The sequence below is a fragment of the Catellatospora chokoriensis genome, assembly GCF_011297315.1.
Taxonomy (GTDB): Bacteria; Actinomycetota; Actinomycetes; order Mycobacteriales; family Micromonosporaceae; genus Catellatospora; species Catellatospora citrea.
In genome coordinates this window covers 463,750-483,864 of sequence record NZ_JAAOTI010000002.1, presented here as the reverse complement: position 1 = coordinate 483,864, position 20,115 = coordinate 463,750, and the positions used below count along the sequence as shown (strand labels likewise).

General features: G+C 70.5%; 13 protein-coding genes. 2 read left to right on the top strand and 11 right to left on the bottom strand.

Annotation, left to right across the window (positions count from 1 at the left end):
* Positions 1 to 119 precede the first annotated feature (119 nt).
* From HAV39_RS04830 to HAV39_RS04815, 4 genes are all read right to left on the bottom strand, one after another.
* On the bottom strand, positions 120 to 1,886 hold the full coding sequence (locus HAV39_RS04830; RefSeq protein WP_191837919.1) for an amylo-alpha-1,6-glucosidase: 1,767 nt from the start codon (positions 1,884 to 1,886) through the stop codon (positions 120 to 122).
* Positions 1,887 to 1,995: 109 nt separating this feature from the next.
* Positions 1,996 to 2,814 (bottom strand): carbohydrate ABC transporter permease, encoded by an 819-nt coding sequence (locus tag HAV39_RS04825; RefSeq protein ID WP_191837918.1) that lies wholly within the window; start codon positions 2,812 to 2,814, stop codon positions 1,996 to 1,998.
* Complete coding sequence (locus tag HAV39_RS04820; protein WP_239120946.1) at positions 2,811 to 3,758, bottom strand: carbohydrate ABC transporter permease; 948 nt, start codon at positions 3,756 to 3,758, stop codon at positions 2,811 to 2,813. The genes HAV39_RS04825 and HAV39_RS04820 overlap by 4 nt, the downstream gene beginning before the upstream one ends.
* Before the next feature lie 54 nt (positions 3,759 to 3,812).
* A complete protein-coding gene (locus HAV39_RS04815; protein ID WP_308440911.1) occupies positions 3,813 to 4,991 on the bottom strand; it encodes a sugar ABC transporter substrate-binding protein in 1,179 nt (392 codons plus the stop codon).
* 484 nt (positions 4,992 to 5,475) lie between these two features.
* Between HAV39_RS04815 and HAV39_RS04810 the strand changes: the two genes are divergently transcribed.
* Positions 5,476 to 6,501: a LacI family DNA-binding transcriptional regulator gene (locus tag HAV39_RS04810; RefSeq protein WP_191837915.1), complete on the top strand. Its 1,026-nt coding sequence runs from the start codon at positions 5,476 to 5,478 to the stop codon at positions 6,499 to 6,501.
* Between the two features lie 168 nt (positions 6,502 to 6,669).
* On the opposite strand, the gene HAV39_RS04805 is transcribed toward HAV39_RS04810, so the two are convergent.
* A complete protein-coding gene (locus HAV39_RS04805; protein WP_191837914.1) occupies positions 6,670 to 7,101 on the bottom strand; it encodes a PPOX class F420-dependent oxidoreductase in 432 nt (143 codons plus the stop codon).
* Between the two features lie 381 nt (positions 7,102 to 7,482).
* On the opposite strand from HAV39_RS04805, the gene HAV39_RS43200 reads away from it, so the two are divergent.
* Positions 7,483 to 9,330, top strand: a complete 1,848-nt coding sequence (locus tag HAV39_RS43200) for an RICIN domain-containing protein (protein ID WP_191837913.1) — start codon at positions 7,483 to 7,485, stop codon at positions 9,328 to 9,330.
* Between the two features lie 204 nt (positions 9,331 to 9,534).
* Here the strand turns inward: HAV39_RS43200 and HAV39_RS04795 are convergent, their stop codons facing one another.
* The 6 genes from HAV39_RS04795 to HAV39_RS04770 all read right to left on the bottom strand — a co-directional run bounded on the left by HAV39_RS04795 (position 9,535) and on the right by HAV39_RS04770 (position 20,065).
* Complete coding sequence (locus HAV39_RS04795; RefSeq protein WP_191837912.1) at positions 9,535 to 10,188, bottom strand: M15 family metallopeptidase; 654 nt, start codon at positions 10,186 to 10,188, stop codon at positions 9,535 to 9,537.
* Between the two features lie 71 nt (positions 10,189 to 10,259).
* Entirely contained in the window at positions 10,260 to 11,885 is a 1,626-nt protein-coding gene (locus tag HAV39_RS04790) for a PLL family lectin (protein WP_191837911.1), read from the bottom strand.
* 90 nt (positions 11,886 to 11,975) lie between these two features.
* Positions 11,976 to 15,008 carry an AfsR/SARP family transcriptional regulator gene (locus tag HAV39_RS04785; RefSeq protein WP_191837910.1) on the bottom strand — a complete coding sequence of 1,011 codons (3,033 nt, stop codon included), beginning with the start codon at positions 15,006 to 15,008 and terminating at the stop codon, positions 11,976 to 11,978.
* Positions 15,009 to 15,184: 176 nt separating this feature from the next.
* Positions 15,185 to 18,559, bottom strand: coding sequence for a S8 family serine peptidase (locus tag HAV39_RS04780; protein ID WP_191837909.1), 3,375 nt, complete (start codon positions 18,557 to 18,559; stop codon positions 15,185 to 15,187).
* 109 nt (positions 18,560 to 18,668) lie between these two features.
* On the bottom strand, positions 18,669 to 19,526 hold the full coding sequence (locus HAV39_RS04775) for a hypothetical protein (protein WP_191837908.1): 858 nt from the start codon (positions 19,524 to 19,526) through the stop codon (positions 18,669 to 18,671).
* A 5-nt stretch (positions 19,527 to 19,531) separates the two neighbouring features.
* On the bottom strand, positions 19,532 to 20,065 hold the full coding sequence (locus tag HAV39_RS04770; RefSeq protein ID WP_239120947.1) for a SigE family RNA polymerase sigma factor: 534 nt from the start codon (positions 20,063 to 20,065) through the stop codon (positions 19,532 to 19,534).
* Positions 20,066 to 20,115 lie beyond the last annotated feature (50 nt).

The following is a 20,115-nucleotide window of genomic DNA, read 5'->3' as shown; positions in this document are numbered from 1 at the left end:
CTCGCGCACAGGTTCGGCGGGGTGACGCCGATGCCGGCCCCGCATCAAGTGCGGACCCCTCAGCCGACCGCGAGACAGCCGCTTCGCCAGCTCCTCCTCGACAGCCTCGGACACGCCACTCAACGCGACTGACCCACCGCGCAAGATCCGCCGTCGCCACTGCGGGGGGTTCGCTGTTGGTGGGCTGCGGCGAGGATGAGGTATGCGCTGGCTGTCCAGGTGTAGGCGCGGTCGCGTAGGCCGGCGCCGGTTTGGGCGTCGAAGTTCTCGGCGAAGCCGGACTTCTCACACAGAGCCCGGAAACGGGTGCTGATGTCGTCGGCGAGTTCGGTGTGCCCGGCGCGTCGCAGCCCGTCCTCGATGAGAACGGTGGAGGGTGCCCATATCGGCCCACGCCAGTAGCCGTCAGCGGTGTAGTGCGGTGAGGTGGGCAGTTCTGTGGCGAGCCCGTGGGGGGTGAGGTGCGCGCGGATGCCCTCGGCCAGGGCATCACCGATGGCGGGTTCGAGCTGGGCGCCCAGGACGATCGGCATGAGGTCGAGCAGGCTGGTGCTGGTCCAGGTGTGACCGGACAGTACGCCGCGGGCGCGGAATCGTCGTCCGGTCCACAGGTGCTCGATCAGGTCGGCGTGCATCTGCTCGGAGTCGCACCGCCAGGCGGCTGCCTCGTGATGAAGGCCGAGTTCGGCGGCGACGTCGGCGAGTTCACTCATCTGCAGTACGAGGAAGGCGGCCAAGTCGGCCGATTCGACGACGCGTTCGCGGTCGAAGCAGGTGGCGTTGTCCCAGCCGCTGTCGTTGCCGTGGTGGTAGTGGGCCAGTGGGCTGCCCGGGGCGCGGCGGTGGTCGAGCCAGAAGCGGGTCCAGGCAGCCAGCCGCTGGTATGCCTGGTTCAGGTCTCCGAGCACCGAGGGCAGCCGGCGTCGCAGTTGGCGCAGGGTCCAGCCGTGGATCGGCGGTTTGACGAAGTTGTGCAGGATCTCCGAGTGGGTGACGGAGTCGGGTAACGCTCCGGCGGGGTCCTGGTGGTCAAAGGGGGTCTGGAACTGGTCCCAGGCCAGGTCGGGTTGTCCGTCGGCGAGGGCGAGGGCGTTGAAGCAGTGGTCCCAACTCCAGATCTTGTTCATCCAGTGCTTGGACATGAGCACGCCGGGGCGGTTGAGGAATCCGGCGGGTCGTACGGTGGCCGACCACAGCACGTAGGCGGCGAGTTCGGCGGCGGGCGTCCGCTCGTCGCGCCAGGGTGCGACGGCGTCGACGAACGTGTTGAACGCGGTCTGGGCGTCGGCGTGGATCTCGTCGAAGCGGCGTTCGGTCCGGTAGGGGGCGCGGGCGGTGGCGTACTCCTCGATCGCGATCTCCCAACGCCGGCCGTCGCCGGTGCAGACGACACCGCGTTCGGTGGTGCCGAGAGCCTGCTCACCGGTGACCTCGGCGAGACGCCCGGACAGCACCGTGATGCGGTAGCGCCGGCCGGTCTCGTACAGGGTGTAGACGTGTGATCCGTCGGCGGGGTCGCGGAAGAAGTAGGGGCCGGTGAACGGGGTCAGTGACGGGTTCGCGGCCGTGATGAGAAGGTCCAGGCCGGTGCCGGTGACGCGGACGGTGTCGCCGCTGTCATAGGCCACTGCGATGGCGCCCTGGTGGTGGGTCCAGGTCAGCAGGGCTGGGGTGGCGGTGATGGTGGTGTGCAGGCGTCGTCTGCCCGCGGTGACCGGCACCATGCGCAGGACGGGGTGCATGCCGCTGTGGTGGGAGACCAGGTGTACGTCGTCTGCATAGGTCTTCTCGGCGATCACCGGCGAGAAGTTGAACCACGATCCGCTGTGGCTGAACGGGATCTCCCACAGGGAGAACGCCGGACCTTGCGGGGCGACGATGGTCATGGTGAGCCTCTTTCGGGTGCGGCGTCGAACGCCCGGCCGTCGCGGGCGGGCAGGGCAGGCGGGTATGGCCGGCACGCGTGGGCAGGCCGGCCGCGCGGATCGGGGTGGGTCAGTCCTTGACCGCTCCGGCGGCTACGCCGGCGGCGACATAGCGCTGGGCGAGGACGAGCAGGACGGTCGCGGGGATCGACGCCACGACCGCGGTGGCCATGATCGCGTTCCATTCCTGGTTGTTGTTGCCGATGTAGTGGTAGATGCCCAGCGTTATGGGGCGCAGCGTGCCGCCGCTGTCCAGCGTGCTGGCGAAGACGAAGTCCGACCACGCCCACAGGAACGCGAACAGCGACACGGTGACGGTGGCGTTGCGGCTGACGGGCATGACCACCGACCAGAAGGTGCGCAGTGTCCCTGCGCCGTCGGTCACCGCGGCCTGCATGATCTCATCGGGTATGCCGGCCATGAACGCGGTGAAGATGAGCACGGCGAACGGCACCGCGATGGTGGTGTCGGCGATGATCACACCGGGCAGTGTGTTGAGCATGCCGATGTTGAGCAGGAAGGCGTAGTAGCCCATCGCCATGATGATCCCGGGGATCATCTGCGCGACCAGCAACAGGAAACTGAGCACGCCGCCGCCCCGGGGACGCAGCTTGGCCAGGGCGAACCCGGCGGGGGCGGCGACAGCGAGGGTGAGCGCCACCGTGCCCAGGCCGATGATCAGGCTGGCGCCCAGGTATGGCAACTGCTGGTCGAGCACGGCGCGGTAGCCGTCGAGAGTGCCGTCGACGGGAAACCAGTCGGGTGGACTCTTGCGCATCCGCTGGTCGGACGTGAACGAGACGTTGATCATCCAGTAGACCGGGAACAGCATCACCGCGGTCGCCGCCAGGCCGGCGGCGGTCTTGACCCAGCTCCTCTTCGTGGTCATGGTTGCTGCTGCTTTCGCTGGACCCGGATGTAGATCAGGCCGAAGACGACCGCCATGACGATGAGCAGGTTGCCGACAGCGGCGCCGGGCCCGAACGCGGGCAAGGGGTTGCCGAAGCCGAGCCGGTAGGACCAGGTGGCGAAGGTCGTGGACGAGTCGACCGGGCCACCCTTGGTCATGATCCAGATGATGTCGAAGACCTTGAGGGTGTAGACCAGGCCCAGCAGCAGTGTGATCGCCGAGACCGGGCGCAGCAGCGGGAACGTGACCCGCCAGAACCGCTGCCAGCCGGTGGCCCCGTCCAGTGCCGCGGCTTCGTGGACCTGCGGGGGGATGCCCCGCAGTCCGCTGTAGAGCACGACCAGGTTGAACGGGATGCCGATCCAGACGTTCGCGATGATCACCGAGGCGAGCGACCAGTCCGGCGAGGTGAGCCAATTGACCGGATCGACGCCGAGCAACGCCAGGGCGGTGTTGACGATGCCCGAGTCGCTGTTGAGCAGCCAGGACCAGGTCGACGCCGACACGATCAGCGGCAGCAGCCAGGGCACGAGGAACAGCGCCCGCAGGGTGACCGACAGCCGGAAGTGCTGGGTGAAGAAGACCGCCAGCGCCATGCCGATGGAGAACTGCAGCGCCAGCGACACCAGGGTGAACACCACGGTGTGACCCAGCGCGGGCAGGAAGGTCGGGTCGACCAGGACGGTGCGGTAGTTGTCCAGGCCGGTGAACTCCGCGTTGCCGTACACGAAGGAGCGCACGGTGTAGTGACGCAGGCTCAGATCGAGGTTGCGGTAGAGCGGGTAGGCGTAGAACGCAATCAGGTAAACGGTGATCGGGGTGAGGAACGCCCACGCGGCCCACTGCGATGTGACCTGAGCCGCGCGCCGGCGGGCGGCCCGCGGCGGGGCGGCGCTGAACGCCGCCCCGCTCCGGCCGTCCACAGACCGGGTAGGCGGTGCTTGTGTCCGGATGTTCATGACCGTCGCGCTACCGGTTCACTTGGTCGCCGCGGCGGCCGCGGTCTGGGCGTCGGTCAGCGCCGCCTGCGGGGTCTTCGACCCGCTGAGCGCCGCCTGCACCGCGGTCCACAGCTGCTGGGAGATCTTCGGGTAGTCCGTGCCCAGGTTGTCGCCGGTGCGGCCTTTGGCGGCCTTTACCGCGGCGACCCACACCTGCAGCTCCGCGTTGGCGGCGACCTGCTTGGCCTGCACCGCCTCGGTCGGTGCGATGTAGTTCAGTGCGGTGACCGTGGCCAGCGAGTTGTCGGTCGAGGCCAGGCACGACACCAGCTTCTGCGTGGTGGTGTAGCGGGCGGTGTCCTTCTGGACGGGCACGCTGACGAACTCCCCGCCCGTGGGCGCGGCGGCGGTGCCGCCGTCGACTCCGGGCACGGGGATGATGCCGTACTCGAAACCGGCCTTCTTGGCGTTGCCCAGCTGCCAGGTGCCGTTCTCGGCGAAGGCGTACTCACCGGTGGCGAACTCCTGCCAGCTGGTGGTCTGCGTGTTGTTGATGACCGAGTTCGGGGCGTAGCCCTGCTTGACCCAGTCGGTCCACAGCGACACCGCGGCCACGGCCTGCGGCGAGTCGAGCTTGGTCAGGTTCGCCCCCGACCCCCAGTACCACGGCAGGAACTGGAAGCTGCCCTCCTCGGTGCCGATGGCCGAGAAGGTGATGCCCTTCTTGCCCGCCGCCTTGACCTTGGCCAGAGCTGCGGTCAGCGAATTCCAGTCGGTCACCGAGGCGATGTCGACGCCGGCGGCCTTGAGCACGGCCTTGTTGTAGTACAGCGCGAGGGTGTTCGCGCCGATCGGGATGCCGTAGGTCTTGCCGCCGCTCTGTCCGGCGCCGAGCAGGTTCGCCGAGATCGCGGTGGTGTCGAGCTTGGTGTCGTCGGAGGAGGCCAGCACGCCCGCCTCGGCAAGGGTGGAGATGACCGGGTTGTCGACGATCAGCACGTCGGGCGCGTTGGCCTGCTGAGCGGCCAGCAGGACCTTGTTGGTCAGATCGGTGGTGTCGTAGCCGGTGCGGGTGATCGTGACACCCGCGTCGGTGCCGCACTTGTTCAGCAGCTTGACCCAGTCGGAGCTGCCGTCGTACTGGGGGTAGGGGTCCCAGATCGTGTAAGTGGTGCCGGCGGGGCCGGTGGCGGGGTCGGCCGAGGAGCAGGCCACGGTACCGGCTGTGACTGCCACTGTCGTCAGGGCGAATGCCAGGACACGTCGCCTGGCCGTGGTGGAGCGCATGGACATTCCCTTCATCAGCACAGGTCACCGTGCGCCGTCTCGGCGAGCCGACCCTGTTCCGGTCGTTGCGGCCGCGGCACGCTGCGGTCGGCTGTCGAGGTGGTGGCGTCCGGCTGGGGAGCCTCGCAACGGGCCTGCGACGTCCGGCGGACGCCACCAACCCGTTACGCGGAGATGTCGAATCGATTCGGCGAATCGATTCGACAGACGATAGGACTCCCGTCGCGCTAGGGTCAATGGCCTGTTTCCGTCTCGTTACCTTTACTGACGCCGAGCTGCGGCATGCGCCACGAAGCAAGCGCAGGCCAGGACCGTGATCGGCCAGAAGAATCGATTCGACTACGCTTGTGTCGGCCATGTCCGCCGCAGTGGCGGCGGGCAGGGTATAAACGACGTCAGTTGGGGAGGTCCTGTGAACATCGGCGAGATCGCACGGCTGGCTGGCGTGTCGCGCAGCACCGTTTCGTACGCGCTCAGCGGTCGGCGAACCGTGTCGGACGAGACCCGCAAGCGCATCGAGCAGGTCATCGCCCAGGCCGGCTACCGGCCCAACGCCGCCGCGCGGGCCCTCAAGGAGGGCCGCACCCGGACCCTCGGCCTGGTCATCCCACCGGCGAGCCAGCGCCTGACCGACATGCAGCTCGGCTTCGTCGCCAGCGTCGTGGAGGCCGCCGCGCGGGCCGACCTCGACGTGCTGCTGTCACCGTCAGGTGGCGACCACGACCGCTCCTTCGAGCGCGTCATCACCGGCCAGCGCGTCGACGGCGTCATCCTGATGGAGATCCGGCTCGACGACGCCCGAGTGACCCGCCTGCAGCAGGCCGGACTGCCGTTCGTCACGATAGGCCGCACCGCGCTCCCCGAGAACATGTCCTGGATCGACGTGGACTACGCCGGCCTCATCGGCCGCTGCGTGCACCACCTGGCCGACCTCGGCCACCGGCACGTCGCCCTGATCAACCGCTCCGCCGAACTGGTCGCCGCCGGTTACGGGCCGAGCCACCGGGCACTGACCGGATTCACCGACGCGGCCACCCAGCGCGACCTCAAAGGGATCACCGTGTGCTGCGCCGACGACGCGGCGGCAGGGCAGGCGTGCATGGAACAGCTGCTGACCGAGCACCCGCAGATCACCGCCATCGCCACTGTCAACGAGGCCGCCCTGCCCGGCGTGCAGCGCGCCCTCGACGACGCGGGCCTGGCCGTCCCCCGCGACTTCTCCATCACCGGTGTGGTGGCCCAGCACTGGGCCGAGGACTTCCGCCCGCCGCTGACCGCCGCCGACGTGCCCGCACACGACATCGGCGCCCGCGCGGTGGAGTTGCTGCAACAGCGCATAGCCGAACCCGACTCGGCACCGCGGCACCTGCTGATGGCGCCCCCGATCGCGCTGCGCGCCTCGACGGGCCCGGCCGCGGCCCGGATCGCCGGGCACTGAGCAGCGGCGCCAGACGAACCGGCCCTTCGTACCGGAGAACCACGCCCGTTGTCGGCTGACGTCCGGTGACCCGCAACCTCCGCCGCGCCGCGCCGCCGTCCGTCCGGGCGAGGAACGACTCGCCAACCGTCGCCGGCCGAGGGGGCGTGGTAGGACGGACCGGGGTCATCAGTAGCCGGCGACTGCGGCCTCGGCGATGACGCGCTCGGGGGTGACCCGCACCAGCAGCTCCCCCGGCACCGCGTTTCGATGCCCGAACTCTTCCGCCCGGGGCTCGCCCATGTAACGGGCGCCGATCGCGGTGGCGAACCGCCGCAGGTCAGCGAGCTCCTCGTGGAGCGTCACCCGCCCTCGCACATGCACGAACGCGAACGGCGGCTCGTCGTCCTCGACGACCAGCGCGATACGCGGATCGCGCCGCAGGTTTCGGCCCTTGACCGTGTCCGCCCCGGTGGTGAACACGATCTGCTCCCCGTCGAGCACGAACCAGACCGGCATCACGTGCGGCTGTCCGTCCTTCATCACGGTCGCCACCTTCGCGGTGCGGGTGCCGCCGGAGAGGAAAGACCGAACCTGCTCAGGGCTCATGTCGTGCGCCATGGAGGTCAGGCTATCCACGCACCGCCACGAAACCTGCCGTTGACACACCGGCAACACCTCCCTACAGTCGTGGCGAATCGATTCGACCATCGCTGCAACACCCCGTGCCTGGATCGACTGCATACAGCAGAAGTCTTCGCATCAGGTCATCGAATCGATTCCCCAGCTGCCGGCAACAGCTGAGGAGTTCCGTGCCCCACTGCTCAGCGGCGCGACGAACCAGATGAACCACTACGCCGAACCGGAGCACCACGTCTCGTGTCCCGGCAGGCCGGAACACCGCCCGGCCGAGGTCGGAACACAGGCGACCCACCCGCTCTCAGCGGCGACGCACGCGCGGCGCGAGCCGTCCCGGGCCGCTGACCTCCGAAGGAGCCGCTAGTGAACATCGCACCAAGCCACCGACCCCGCCGCCGCGGCGCACCAGCCGCGCGCATCCTCGCCGTCATCACCCTGGCCGCGGCAGCCACGGCCAGTCCACTGCCCGCCGCGGCGGCCGACGAGTCGATCGCCGTCAACTTCTCGGTCACCGGCGGATCGCCGACCTACCGCGCGTCGGGGTGGATCTACGGCATGACCGAGGACGCATCCGGACCCGCCGACCACTTCTACACCGACGTGAAGTTCCGCTACATGCGCGCCGGCGGCGCGCAGCTCGACTCCCCCGGCGGCTGGGTCTCCGGGCGCTACCAGCGCCGCTGGAACGCCACCCTCGCCCAGGCGCGGCGCACCAGCGCCCTGGGCGGCCAGTTCGTCATCCTCCCGCACGACCTGTGGGGCGCCGACGGCTACGCCATCTCCAGGTTCCCCGGCGACAACGGCGACTGGACCGACTACGACAACTTCCTCACCCGGCTGATCGGCGACGTACGCGCCGCCGGGATCACCGTGCAGTGGGACATCTGGAACGAACCCAACCTCAACCTGTTCTGGAACCGGTCCCAGGCCCAGTACTTCGAACTCTGGCGGCGCACCTACCAGCGGCTGCGTGCCGAGTTCCCCAACCACCTGATCGTCGGCCCCAGCCACGCCGGGGTGCCCAGCACCTCCACCGGCTGGTGGACTCAGTACCTGGACTTCATCAAAGCCAACAACGTCGTGCCGGACATCGTCAGCTGGCACAGCCTGCCCAGCGACCCCGTCGCCAACGTCAACGCCGCCAACAGCAGCCTCAACGCACGAGCCATCCCCCACCCCCGCCCCTACCAGATCAACGAGTACGGCGCGTCCAACGAGCAGAACCCCGGCGACGGCTCCTGGTACATCGCGCGCCTGGAACGCGCCGGCGCCGACGGCCTGCGCGCCAACTGGGCCAGCGCCGGCAACCTGCACAACGACCTCGGCAACCTGCTCACCCGCAACGCCTCCGGAGTGCACCAGCCCAAGGGCGAATGGTGGGTCTACAACTTCTACGGCTCCCAGACCGGCCAGATCGCGCAGACCACACCCAGCACCGCCTACGACGCGTTCGCCACGAAGGACACCGGAGTCGCCAGAATCCTCGTCGGCGGCGGGGGCACCACCGGCAACATCGCCGTCAACCTGCAGCGCCTGGACACCACCAGCGGCATCGTCCAGAACAACCAGGTGCGCGTGCTCGCCCAGCGCATCCCGTACAACGGCGGAGGCGCCGTCGCGGGGCCCGTCACCGTCCAGGACACGACCGTGACCCTGTCCGGCAACGCCATCACCGTCAACCTGCCACACACCAACATCGACGAGACGTTCACCATCACCCTGCTCCCGCCCTCCAGCGGCGGTGGCGGCGCCTTCCAGTCGACCGCCGTCGCCCAGCACTCGCAGCTGTGCATGGAAAACCCCAACGCCAGCACCGCCAACGGCACCCAGCAGCGGCAGTACACCTGCAACGGCAGCACCCAGCAGCAGTGGAACTTCCAGCCGGTCGCCGGCGTCGCCGACACCTACACGGTCGTCAACCAGCAGAGCGGCAAGTGCCTGGACGTCAACGGCGTGTCCTCCGCCGACGGCGCGGCGGTCATCCAGTGGACCTGCAACAGCAGCTCGCTGAACCAGCAGTTCGCACTCCGCAAGGTCACCTACTCCGGCAACGATTCGCGCGACTACCAGCTCGTCGCCCGGCACAGCAGCAAGTGCGTCGACGTCAGCCAGATCTCGACCGCCCCCGGAGCGCTGATCCACCAGTGGACCTGCAACCCGGCCAGCCAGGGCAGCCCGCTCAACCAGACCTGGCGGCTCCCTGGTCGCTGACCCTTCTCACGGGCGCCGGACCGGTCTCCGCGTTCAGTGCACAGCACCAATGGAGTGAGCCGCGTCCGCTCTCGATCAGCGCCGCCTTCTCCGTGTTGATCTTCGGCCAGAAGCTAGGTCTGCGACGCATCCCTGTCAGGTGCCGGGTGATGTGCGACAGAGGTGCGGCCGGCCGGAGCGTTCGCTCCGGCCGGCCGCACCGCATCAGCTCTCGGGCAGGTGCGCCACCGGACCGTAGGGGGCCTGCGTGAGCCCGCTGTGGTGCGCCCAGTACCGGTCGCCGTAGGACCAGTGCCACCATTCGGTCGGGTAGTTGACGAGCCCAGCGGCCCGCAGCACGTCGCCCAGCACCTGGCGCAGCTCCGCAGCCTCCGGCGTGATCCGCGGCGAGTCGGTGTGGCAGGCCGTGGTGTCCGAGTCGTTGACCTCCGTGCCGAGCCAGAGCTCGTGTCCGTCGTCGGTGGCCAGGGTGAGGTCGACGGCGGCGCCGGCCACGTGCGGGGCGACGTGAGGTGGGGAGATGTAGGTGCTGGCCTGCCGCTGCAGCCAGGTCTCGTCCCGGTCCGGGTGGTGCGGGCGCAGCTTGGCCACGCGCGCCTCGAAGTACTCGACCTGCAGCGCGAGCGGCCGGTAGCCCTCGACGACCAGCAGTCTCAGCTGGCGGGGCAGCAGCGCCTGGGCTTTCACGAGCCGCTCGGCCAGCCCGGCCCGCACGTGGGCGTAGGCACCGGCCGGATCGGCGAGGCGGGGGTCGATCCGCAGCGTAGGCACGGTACGCAGGTCGACCAGGGGTTCGTGGTTCTCGGCCACCTCGATGGCCGCGATGGCGGGGTCCGACAGCAGCACGATGTCGTCCATGGCAGGTCCTTTCGGACGGCCGAGCCGCCCAGGCGCAGGCGTCCGGGCGGCTCGGGTGGGAGGGAGCCGGCTCAGTTGCCGGCGCCGTTGGCGGGGTAGAGGTTGCCGCCCCAGTCGGCGGTGCCCCAGTTGGTGCCGGTGTCGTAGTCGAAGTGCCACTGGTCCAGGTGGCCGTCGTAGCCGATGCCGTAAATCTGCAGGTTGCCGGTCGGCCCGTTGGTGATCGCCGGGTCGCCGATGATGCTGCCGCCCTTGTTGATCCAGGACGACCAGCCGCTGCCCCACACGAACGCCTTGTAGTGCAGCGCGTGGTCGGTGCCGCGGGCGACGATCTGCACGGTGCTGTCCTGACTGGTCGTGATCGCCGGGGTGGACAGCACCGAGCCGCCCAGGTTCTCGTTGTTGACGGCCCAGCTCCCGTTCAGGTGGGCGAACCGGCGTACCGTGGAGTCGCTGCCGCGGGCCACGACCTGCAGCGCCCGGTCACGGGTGATCGTGGTGGAGACGTCGCCGACCAGGTTGGTGCCGCCCACCACGCCGTTCGAAGGGCTCCAGCCGGAGCCGATCACGAACTTCCACTCGTGCAGCTTGCTGTCGGTGCCGACGGCCAGCACGCGCAGCGCGTTCTCCCCGTCGGTGGTGGCGGCGGGGCTGCCGGCGAGGCTGCCACCCATGTTCTGGTTGCTGTTGGCCCAGCCCGAACCGGGGATGTTGGCCCAGTGCCGCAGCGTGCCGTCGGTGCCGCGGGCGAACACCTGCAGGCTGTTGTCGACGAAGTACGTGGCCACCGGGTCGCCGGTGATGCTGCCGCCGAGGCTGATGTTCTTGTTCACCCAGCCGGAGCCGGTGACGTAGGACCACTGCCGCAGCGTGCCGTCGCCGCCGCGGGCGAACACCTGCAGGTTGCCGTCGGGCGACACCGCGGCCGAGGGGTGCCCGACGATACTGCCGCCCAGGCTGGTCCAGGTGTTGCCCGGGTTCTTCCACTCCCGCAGCGTGTCGTCGTCGCCGCGGGCGAACACCCGCAGCGTGCCGTCCTTGTTGTAGGTGGTGGCCCACTGGCCCTCGTCCTCGGTGATCCGCTTGTAGCGGATCGCGTGGTAGCCCTGCATCTCGGACATGGTGTTCTTGCCGAGCTGCCCGCTGTGGAACATGCCCTCGTCGTCGTAGAAGTCGGGCGTCACCGTGTACGGGTTGCGCACCCGCTCGTTGTTCTCGTTGAACGAGTAGACGTAGGCGCCCTGGTTGTGGTCGGCGTAGGACACCCAGCGGGCGAACAGCTCGATGTGCCCTGATCGGACCAGCGCGTCACCCGGCCGCAGGTCGTCCAGCGCGATGGGGGTGACCCCCGACCAGTACGCACCTGTCGCCGGGTTCCAGAAGTTCTCGGTGACGAGGTTGCCCTCCAGGCCCCATGCCATCGAGACCAGGCCGGAGCAGTCATGTCGATACTTCGCACCGTTGCCTTCCGGGTCGCTGCACAGACCCTGGTCGTAGGTCATCGACGTGTTCGCTGCCCAGCTCTGGGCCCGGGCGATGGCGCGTCCCCGCGACATCATCTCGTCCGGGCCGTTGCCGCTGGGATCACAGTTGTTCGCCAGCGCCGGTGTGGCCGTCGTGACCACGCCGACCGCGGCGAATCCGGTCGCCATCATGGCCGCTGTCAGCAGCGACAGGGCGGTTCGCTTGAGGTTCATGGGGCTGTCCTTCGGTGAGGGGGATCTCCTGACACCGAGAACAATCGGCGGCCGCGCTTGAGTCGGCCTCCTGCGCCGCTGCAGTCGCGGCTACAGATTCTGTAGTTCGCTGTACTCCCTGGTCCCGTACTCGGCGAACACCTGCCGGGCGGCGTCGCGCAGCCGCCCGGCTGCGGCCGCGTCACCGCGCGCGTCGTGCAGGGTGGCCAGGTCACGCTGCGAGCGGGCCCGCATCAGCGGCAGGCCGAGCGCGTCCCAGTGCTCGATCGACTGCCGCAGCAGGGATTCGGCCAGATCCAGCCGCCCGGCCTGCAGGTGCAGGTCGCCGAGGGTACGCAGGCCGCTGCCCTCCCCCCAGCGGTCGTTGAGGCTGCGGCTGGTGGCCAGCGCCGTCTCGACCAGCGGCAGCGCCTGCTCGTGCAGGCCCATGCGCAGCTTCGTCTTGCCCATCGCGCGCTGCACGTAGGCGAGCATCAGGATGTCGCCGAGCTGCTCGAACGTGGCCGCCGAGCGTTCGAGCACCGCCACGGCCTGCGCGTACTCGGCACGGCCGCGGTGGTAGAGGCCCAGCGTGCGCAGCGTCATCGCCTCGCCGCGGGGGGTTCCGGCGGCGCGGTAGGCCGACAGTGACTGGTCCAGGTCGGCCTTGGCCTGCTCGAACTGGCCGAGTTCGAGGCGCACGGAGCCGGCCAGGCGCCGGGTGTAGCCGATCCCGGCGGCGTCGGCGGTCTGCTCGCACAGCCGGGTGGCCGCGTCGAGCAGTCGCAGCGCCTCGGTGAAGTCGCCGGTCTCGCGGTGGGCGGCGCCGAGGTCGGCCAGGGTCGCGGCCTCGCTGGGCACGTCGCCGATCTCCCGGAAGACGGTCAGCGCCTCACCCAGCAGCCGCCGGGATTCGCTGTAGTGGTCCTGGTCGTATCGCAACTGCCCGGCTTCGGCGAGCAGGATGGCCTCGCCGCGCCGGTTGCCGGCGCGGCGCGCGGCGGCCAGGGCGCCGTCGATGAGCCGGGACCGGATCTCGTACCGGTTGGCTCCGCCCAGCGCGACGGTGAACCGCGCCGAGGCCAGCTGGCAGGCGAGCTCCTGCAGCCCGAGGTCGGCGGCGCGTTCCAGGCTCACCGCCAGCGGGGTGCGTGCCTGGTCGAACCATTCGGGCGGGTCGCCGAGCACGCGTTCGAGCACGGCGGGTTCGACGTCGCGCCCGAGCGAGGATTCGTGGCGCCAGCGCATCTCCCCGGTGGGGATGGTCGCGGCGATGCCGTTGACGATGGTCAGCCAGCTGGCCGTGACCCGTTCCACCGCGGCGAGCAGGTCGGCAGGCTGCTCCTGCGCCTCGGCCTGCTCCCGGCCGTACAGGCGGACCAGGTCGTGCAGCCGGTAGTTGATCTGCCCGTGCCTGCCGATCGCACCGATGTTGACCAGGTGCATGTCGACGAGCCGCTCCAGCAGGCGCTCGGCTTCGGCGGTGGTGCCGTCGACCAGCCAGGATGCCAGCTCCACGGACGCGTCGGACACGCCCAGGTAGCCCAGCCGCCGCAGCAACGCCTGGGCCTGCTCGTCCAGGCTCCGGCAGCTGAGCGCGATGGTGGCCCGCACTGCCATGTCGGTCATGGACAGCTCGTCGAGCCGCTGGCGCTCGTCGGCCAGGCGGGTGGCCATGATGGACAGCGGCCACTGCCGGCGGGTGGCCAGCCGCGCGGCGGCGATGCGGATGGCCAGCGGGAGGCGGCCGCAGTGTTCGACGATCTCCCGGGCTGAGGCGGGGTCCGCGTCGATCCGCTGCTCGCCGGCGATGCGGGCGAGCAGTTCGAGCGAGTCCTGCTCGGTGAGCGTCTCCAGCTCGGTGAGGTGCGCGGCGCCGGCGAGCCCGCCGAGCCGGTCCCGCGAGGTGATGATCACCGCGCATCCCGGGGCGCCGGGCAGCAAGGGGCGTACCTGCTGCTCGGAGCGGGCGTCGTCGAGCAGGATCAGCAACCGGCGTCCGGCGATGGTGGCGCGGAACAGCTCGGCCCGCTCGTCCGGGTCGTCGGGAACGGCACCCGGGGCGACGCCGAGCGCCCGCAGGAAGCGGCCGAGTGCCTCCCCGGGGGTGGTGGGCGTGTCGCTCATGCCGCGCAGCTCGATGTACAGCTGGCCATCGGGGTAGTCGGCGGCGATGCGGTGTGCCGCGTACGTGGCGAACGCGGTCTTGCCGGCGCCGCCGGGGCCGGCGATCACCCGCACGGTGCGGTCGGTGGCGGCGCGCAGTCCGCTGGTGAACGCCGCGAGCTGGTCGGCGCGGCCGGTGAAGTCCGGCGGCGCGATCGGCAACTGGGAGGGCACGGCCGGGGCGGGCGGCGTCGGGGCGGGTCGGGGCTGCTCGGCAGGCGTCACAGCCGGCAGCAGGGCAGGGTCGCCGCGCAGGATCGCATCGTGCATCGCGGTCAGCTCGGCGCCCGGCTCCAGGCCGGTCTCCTCGATGAGCCACTTCCGGACGCGGCGGTAGGCTGCCAGCGCGTCGGCCTGGCGGCCCTGCCGATACAGGGCGAGCATGAGCTGGCCGTGTAGCCGCTCGTCGGCCGGATGCAGCTCGACCAGCGCGAACAGTTCAGGAATCAGCCGCTGGTGGTCGCCGGCGGCCAGGCGGACCGCGGCCCGCTCGGCCGTCACGGCCAGCCGCATCTCTTCGAGCTGGGCGGCGAAACCATCGAAGCGGGTGTTGTCCAGGCCGGCCAGCGCGGGGCCGCGCCACAGCGTCAGCGCCGCGTCGAACAGGCCCAGCGCCTCCCCGTGGCGGCCCGCCGCGGCGGCTCGCCGACCGTCGCCGGCGAGCTGGATGAAGACGTCGCGGTCGAGGGCGCCGGCGGGCAGCCGGATCACGTAGCCGGCCGAGCGGGTGCTGACCACGTCGTCGACCCCGTGCTGGGACAGCGTCCGGCGCAGGTTCGACACGTACGTCTGCACCAGTGCCCGTGCCGTTTCCGGCGGGTCCTCCGGCCACAGCAGGTCCACCAGCCGCGTGGCGGGAATGAGGTGTCCCTGCTCCAGCAGCAGCGCGGCGAGCAGCGTACGAACCTTGGCCCCGTTGAGCGGCAGACGCCGCGACCCGGCGACGACCTCCACCGGCCCCAGGAGACGGAACTCCATGATCCGCGACGCTACCGCCCGCTGGTGATACGGGTGGCCCCGGAAGGCCTCTCGATCGGCTCGAATGATCGGTCAGATGTCCGTTGACAACTGCCGCCCGGCGTGTGTGGCCGGGCGGTGCCGGGGTCGGCTGGACCTGGTGAGGGTGCCGGGCTGCAGGCCCGGCACCCTCGTGGTCAGGCGTACCGGTATGCCCGGATCACGGTCACCTCGACTGTTGAGCCGTCGGCAGTGGCGGCCTGCGCTCGCAGCGACACGAAACCGCTGCCGGATGGATGGCGTACCCATGCGCAGCCGTCTTTGACCGAGACGTTCTGCCACGTCGTGCCGTCGTCGAACGACGCCTGAACGGACAGTGACGTGACGGCTCCGGCTGTGGAACCGGCCTGTGGCAGCACCGTGACCGGGACGGCGGACAGCCGGCCGGCGGGCGCGGTGCCGAACCGGTCGAGGGCTGGGGTCCAGCGGATCGCCGACAGCGGCAGCGGCAGCGCGGTGCCGGAGACGTGCCCGGACCGGAAGGTCCACGCGATCTGTGTGCGTGTGAAGAGCGCGAACCGGGCACCGCGCTCGGCACGCAGCTCCAGCCGGTAGCGGCCGTCCTGCGCCGGCAGAGCGATCTCGGCGTACTCGGCGCCGTCGAGGTCGGCGAGCTTGACGCCGTCACGGTGCAGCGTCCCGGAGACCGAGTCGGTCTGCGACCGACCGGGCCGCCCGGCACCGTCGCCGTACAGCCCGATGTCCATCGTGAGCGTGTCGCCGGTGCGGGTGACGCCCCCCAGGACACCGTCGCTGAGGCTGGGTGCGAAGACGGGGCGGTTCCATCGCTCAAGATAGCTCCGATCGGCACGGTAGGCCCGGCGTTCGCCGGACACGCCGCTGATCTGCTCGTTGGTGGTGGCGTCGATCTCGGCGAAGTCGCCGGCGAAGGTGACGAGCGGGTCTGCGGTGTAGTACTCCTTGCGGGTGAACGGCAGCGGGAAGCCGAGGTACGGGCCGAAGTTGCCGACGCTGTAGTCGGTCAGCGCGCCCCGGATGCGCTTGGCTCCGCTCGTGCCCGCAGTCGTATGCGCGAAGTCGGCCCGCACGGACGCCAGCTGGTCGTCGGTGACGGCGCGCTGGTAGCCGGTCACCATCCGGCCTCGTTGGGGGAACGAGAGCGCGTAGACGTAGGGGCTGGCCCAGAGGCTTCCGGAGGTGTCCGCGCGAGCCCACTGACCTGACACGATCGAGACGAAGTCCGGATCAAGCGGTGCCGGGGTGAGCTGGGCGGCGTAGATGCGGCTGAAGTCGCCGCCGACGAGCGCGCCGCCGGCGGTCCCGTGTGGACGCCTGGTGTACGCGGCCAGGACGGCGTAGTACTGCCGGGCCGACGTGCGCGGCACGGTGACCGACAGCGGCAGTCCCCGCGTGCCGTCGAGGCGGATGGTCATCGCCCGGTCGATCAGCAGATCAGGTTGGGCGAGCATGACGTCGTAGCGATCCTCCGCGGTGGTGGCGGAGGCGCCCTTCGTCACCGGCGGCGCTTCGGGGTAGACGTGGAGGAAGCCGTTCAGCGAGTAGTGCGCCTTCGGGACCCGCAGGATCACGGTGCCGTCCGGGTCCGGCCCCCACAGGTCCAGCGGCGGCCGGTCGCTGTCGCGCCGGGCCAGTTGGGTGAGGAAGAACGACGGCGTCCGCCCGGCCCGATCGGTGTGGACCAGGGTGACGTCGTAGCTTTCCACTTCCTTGTCGACGGTGACGGGCACGCCGACGACGATTTCGCCCGCGGTCGCGGTCAGCCAGCCGCCGACCAGACCGTCCGGCCCGAGCCGGGTGTCGGCCGTGACGGTCGCGGTCGCTTCACCGCCTGCGGGGACGGTCAGCTGCGCGGGGGTCACCGTGAACATTCCCGCCGGGACGGCCGCGCCGTCCGGCCCGGTCACGTTCAGCCGCAGGTCGAGGGTGACCGGCGTGGCGGCGGTGTTGCGGAAGACCGCCTGCTGGTGGGTCAGCCCGTTGTCGGTGTGCGGCCACCTGAGCGCGCCGAACGAGATGCCTGCCGTGGTGCTCGTGACGGTCTGCGCGACGGCGCGTGCGGCGTCGACCCTGCCCGCGCCCTGGGTGTACACGCCCTGGTCGGCGCGCGGCTGGGCGGCGGCCATCAGCGCCGCCTTCAGCTGCTGCCCCGTCCAGCCCGGGTGCCGCTGGTACAGCAGCGCCGCAACGCCGGCGACGTGCGGCGTGGCCATCGAGGTTCCGGACAGCTGCGTGTACGCGTCGGTCGGCGCGCCGGGCACGTCGAGGGCGGTCGTGCTGCGTGCTGCGGTGATCGCGACCCCGGGGGCGGTGATCTCCGGCTTCAGCGCGCCGTCCGGGCCTGGTCCCCGCCGGGAGAACGGGGCGACCGCGTCGGTGCTGTCCACCGCACCCACGGTCAGCGCAGCGGGCGCCGTGCCCGGCGAGCCCACCGCGCCGTAGGTCGGGCCGTCGGCGTTACCCGCGGCTACGACGAACAGCATGCCGTGGCTCGTGCTGAGGTCCTGCACCGCCTGCTCCACCGGATCCAGTCCAGGGCTGTCGGGTGCGCTGAAGCTGAGGTTGGCGACCTTCGCCCCCTGCTCGGCGGCCCAGATCATCCCGGCGATGATGGCCGAGTCGTAGCAGCCGTAACGGTCGCACACTTTGGCGTCGAGCAGCTTCGCACCCGGTGCGACGCCCCGGTACGTGCCGCCCGACGCCATACCGGTCCCGGCGATCGTCGCCGCGACATGCGTGCCGTGCCCGCTCAGGTCCAGCTCGGACTCACCGCTGCCGGTGAAGTCCCGGCGTGCGGCAACCTGCCCGGCGAGATCAGGATGGGCGGTGTCGATGCCCGTGTCGAGGACGGCGACGCTCGCGCCCGTTCCGGTGAAGCCGCCCGCCCAGGCGGTGGGCGCGCCGATCTGGGCGACACTGGTGTCCAGCGCCGGCCGGCGTACGCCGTCCAGCCAGATCTTGCCGAGACCGGCCCGCAGCCGGGCACCGCCCGGCGACCCCGTCAGCCCGCGCCACGCATCAGCGGCCGTAGTCCGCACCTGCCGGACGGCGACCCCGTCGATCGCAGACAGATCGCGTACTCCCGTCAGGCCGGCGATGCCGGTGACACCCCGCCGTGCGGCCGTCGTGACGCCTGCCCGGGTGCCGGAGCCGTCGCCGGTGACGATCAGGGGAAGGCCGTCGCGGCGGGCATACCCGCCCTCGATCAACCCCGTGACGTCGAAGAGCCGGACGTCGAGCCTGCCCGCGGCGAGCAGCGCTCCCGCATCGGCCGGGATCACCCGCACCCGGCCGGACGCCGTCGTGACTTGGAACGTCATGCCCGCTCGACCCGGCCCCGGCTCGACAGCGGCCTGGCCGTCGGCCGAGACCGTGACCTTGTCGCCGGTCACCAGGGTGACTCCGGCGGCGTCGGGCGGGGCGGCCGCGGGCGCGGCCGCCGCGATCGGTGTGCCGATACCGGTCAGCAGACCGGCGACCAGCGCCGCAGCAGCCGCGGCCGCTGCGGCAGGCCGCCATGGAACTCTACGCATGTGAGTATCTCCTTGCCCGTGGCAGAGCAGAGGCTGCCCGCGACCCGTCCGGTCGCGGGCAGCCTCTGCTGGCGTGAATGGGGAGTTCGGCGACTATCTGAAGTGGAGGTCAGCCGGCCGAGACCGGGACCGGGTTCGACGGTGCTTCGACGGCCACCGGCTCGCCGTAGCCGGAGTACTCCAGGACGACCTTGGACTTCTTGAAGCCGCCCAGCCCGTAGTCCAGCCGCCAGTCGTAGGCCACCTTCACGATCCGCTTGTCCGCGCCGACGACGATGTCGCCCGTGAAGGTGACAGTTCCCTCGTGCTTGCTGCTCGTCACGGCGAAGTGGTAGGTGTCCGCACCCGTCTTGTCGACCTTGCCGCCGCTGCGCAGCGCCGAGAACAGCTGCTGCGAGTCGGCGGACTCGACGAACGCGCCGCGCAGCTTGTCCTCGTTCATGTTCAGTGAGGTGTAGGTGCCGGAATCGCGCAACCACTGTCCGCCGTCGGTCATGTAGAGCACACCGTTGACCAGGCGGTACTCGAAGCCGTCCTCGCTCCGGACGTATCCGGTGGCGGTGGCCGGGTCGAACGCCGTCTCGGTGACCATCGTGTACGCCGGGACCGTCGTCTTCCCGTCGCCCTTCTGGTCGGTCGTCGTCGTCTTCAGCCGGAAGCTGAGGTGCTGGCTGTTGGCGATGGCGGCGACCAGCTCCAGCCGCGGGTCGGTCACGGTGGCCGACGTCGCCGCAGCGTCCGGCCCGACCGGGCCGCCGGGTGCGGTGGACGGCGTCCCGGCGATCACGACCGCGGCGACCGCGCCGAGCGCCACGACCGCGAACGAGGTTCCGGCGAGCGACGCGGCCCGGCGCTGGCGTGCCCGCCGGCCGCGGTCGAGCAGCTGCCGCGTCGGCGCGGCGGAGAGCGACTCGGCGGCGGCCAGCTCGTGCAGCCCTTCGGTCAGCTGCCTGTCGAAGTAGTTCACGTGTTTCACCTGCTTCTTCCGTGTACCAGGTGGTACTCGCCGGCGTCGCCGACGAGATGACGGAGCTTGGCCAGGGCCTTGGCATGCTGGCTCTTGACGGTGCCCAGACTGCAGCCGAGCACCGCCGCGACCTCCCGTTCGGGCAGGTCCTCGTAATGACGCAGCACCACGACAGCGCGCTGGCGCGGCGGCAGCGCCCGCAGGGCGTCACGTAGCACAAGCGCGTCGGCGCTCACTGACCTGTCCGGCGCGGACCGCTCGGGCACGGCGGCGACCAGGCTTTCGCGCCGTCGCCGCCGCCAGATCGAAGTGTGGTTGTTCACGAGCACCTTGCGCAGGTATGCCTGGAGGTCGTCGGCACTCGACAACCGACGCCACCGCTCGTAGATCCGCACGAGGCTGTCCTGGAGCAGCTCCTCCGCCTGCCACCGATCGCCGGTCAGGAGCAGAGCGAATCGCAGTTGGCGCTGCCAGGCGGCCTCGACGAATGCCGTGTACGCCGCGTCGGCACCATGCGGTGCCTTGATTCGGTTCGTCACGGTCCTACCACGGTCGAAGGGCATGCAAGGTTGCCCGCGACTTCAGGCTG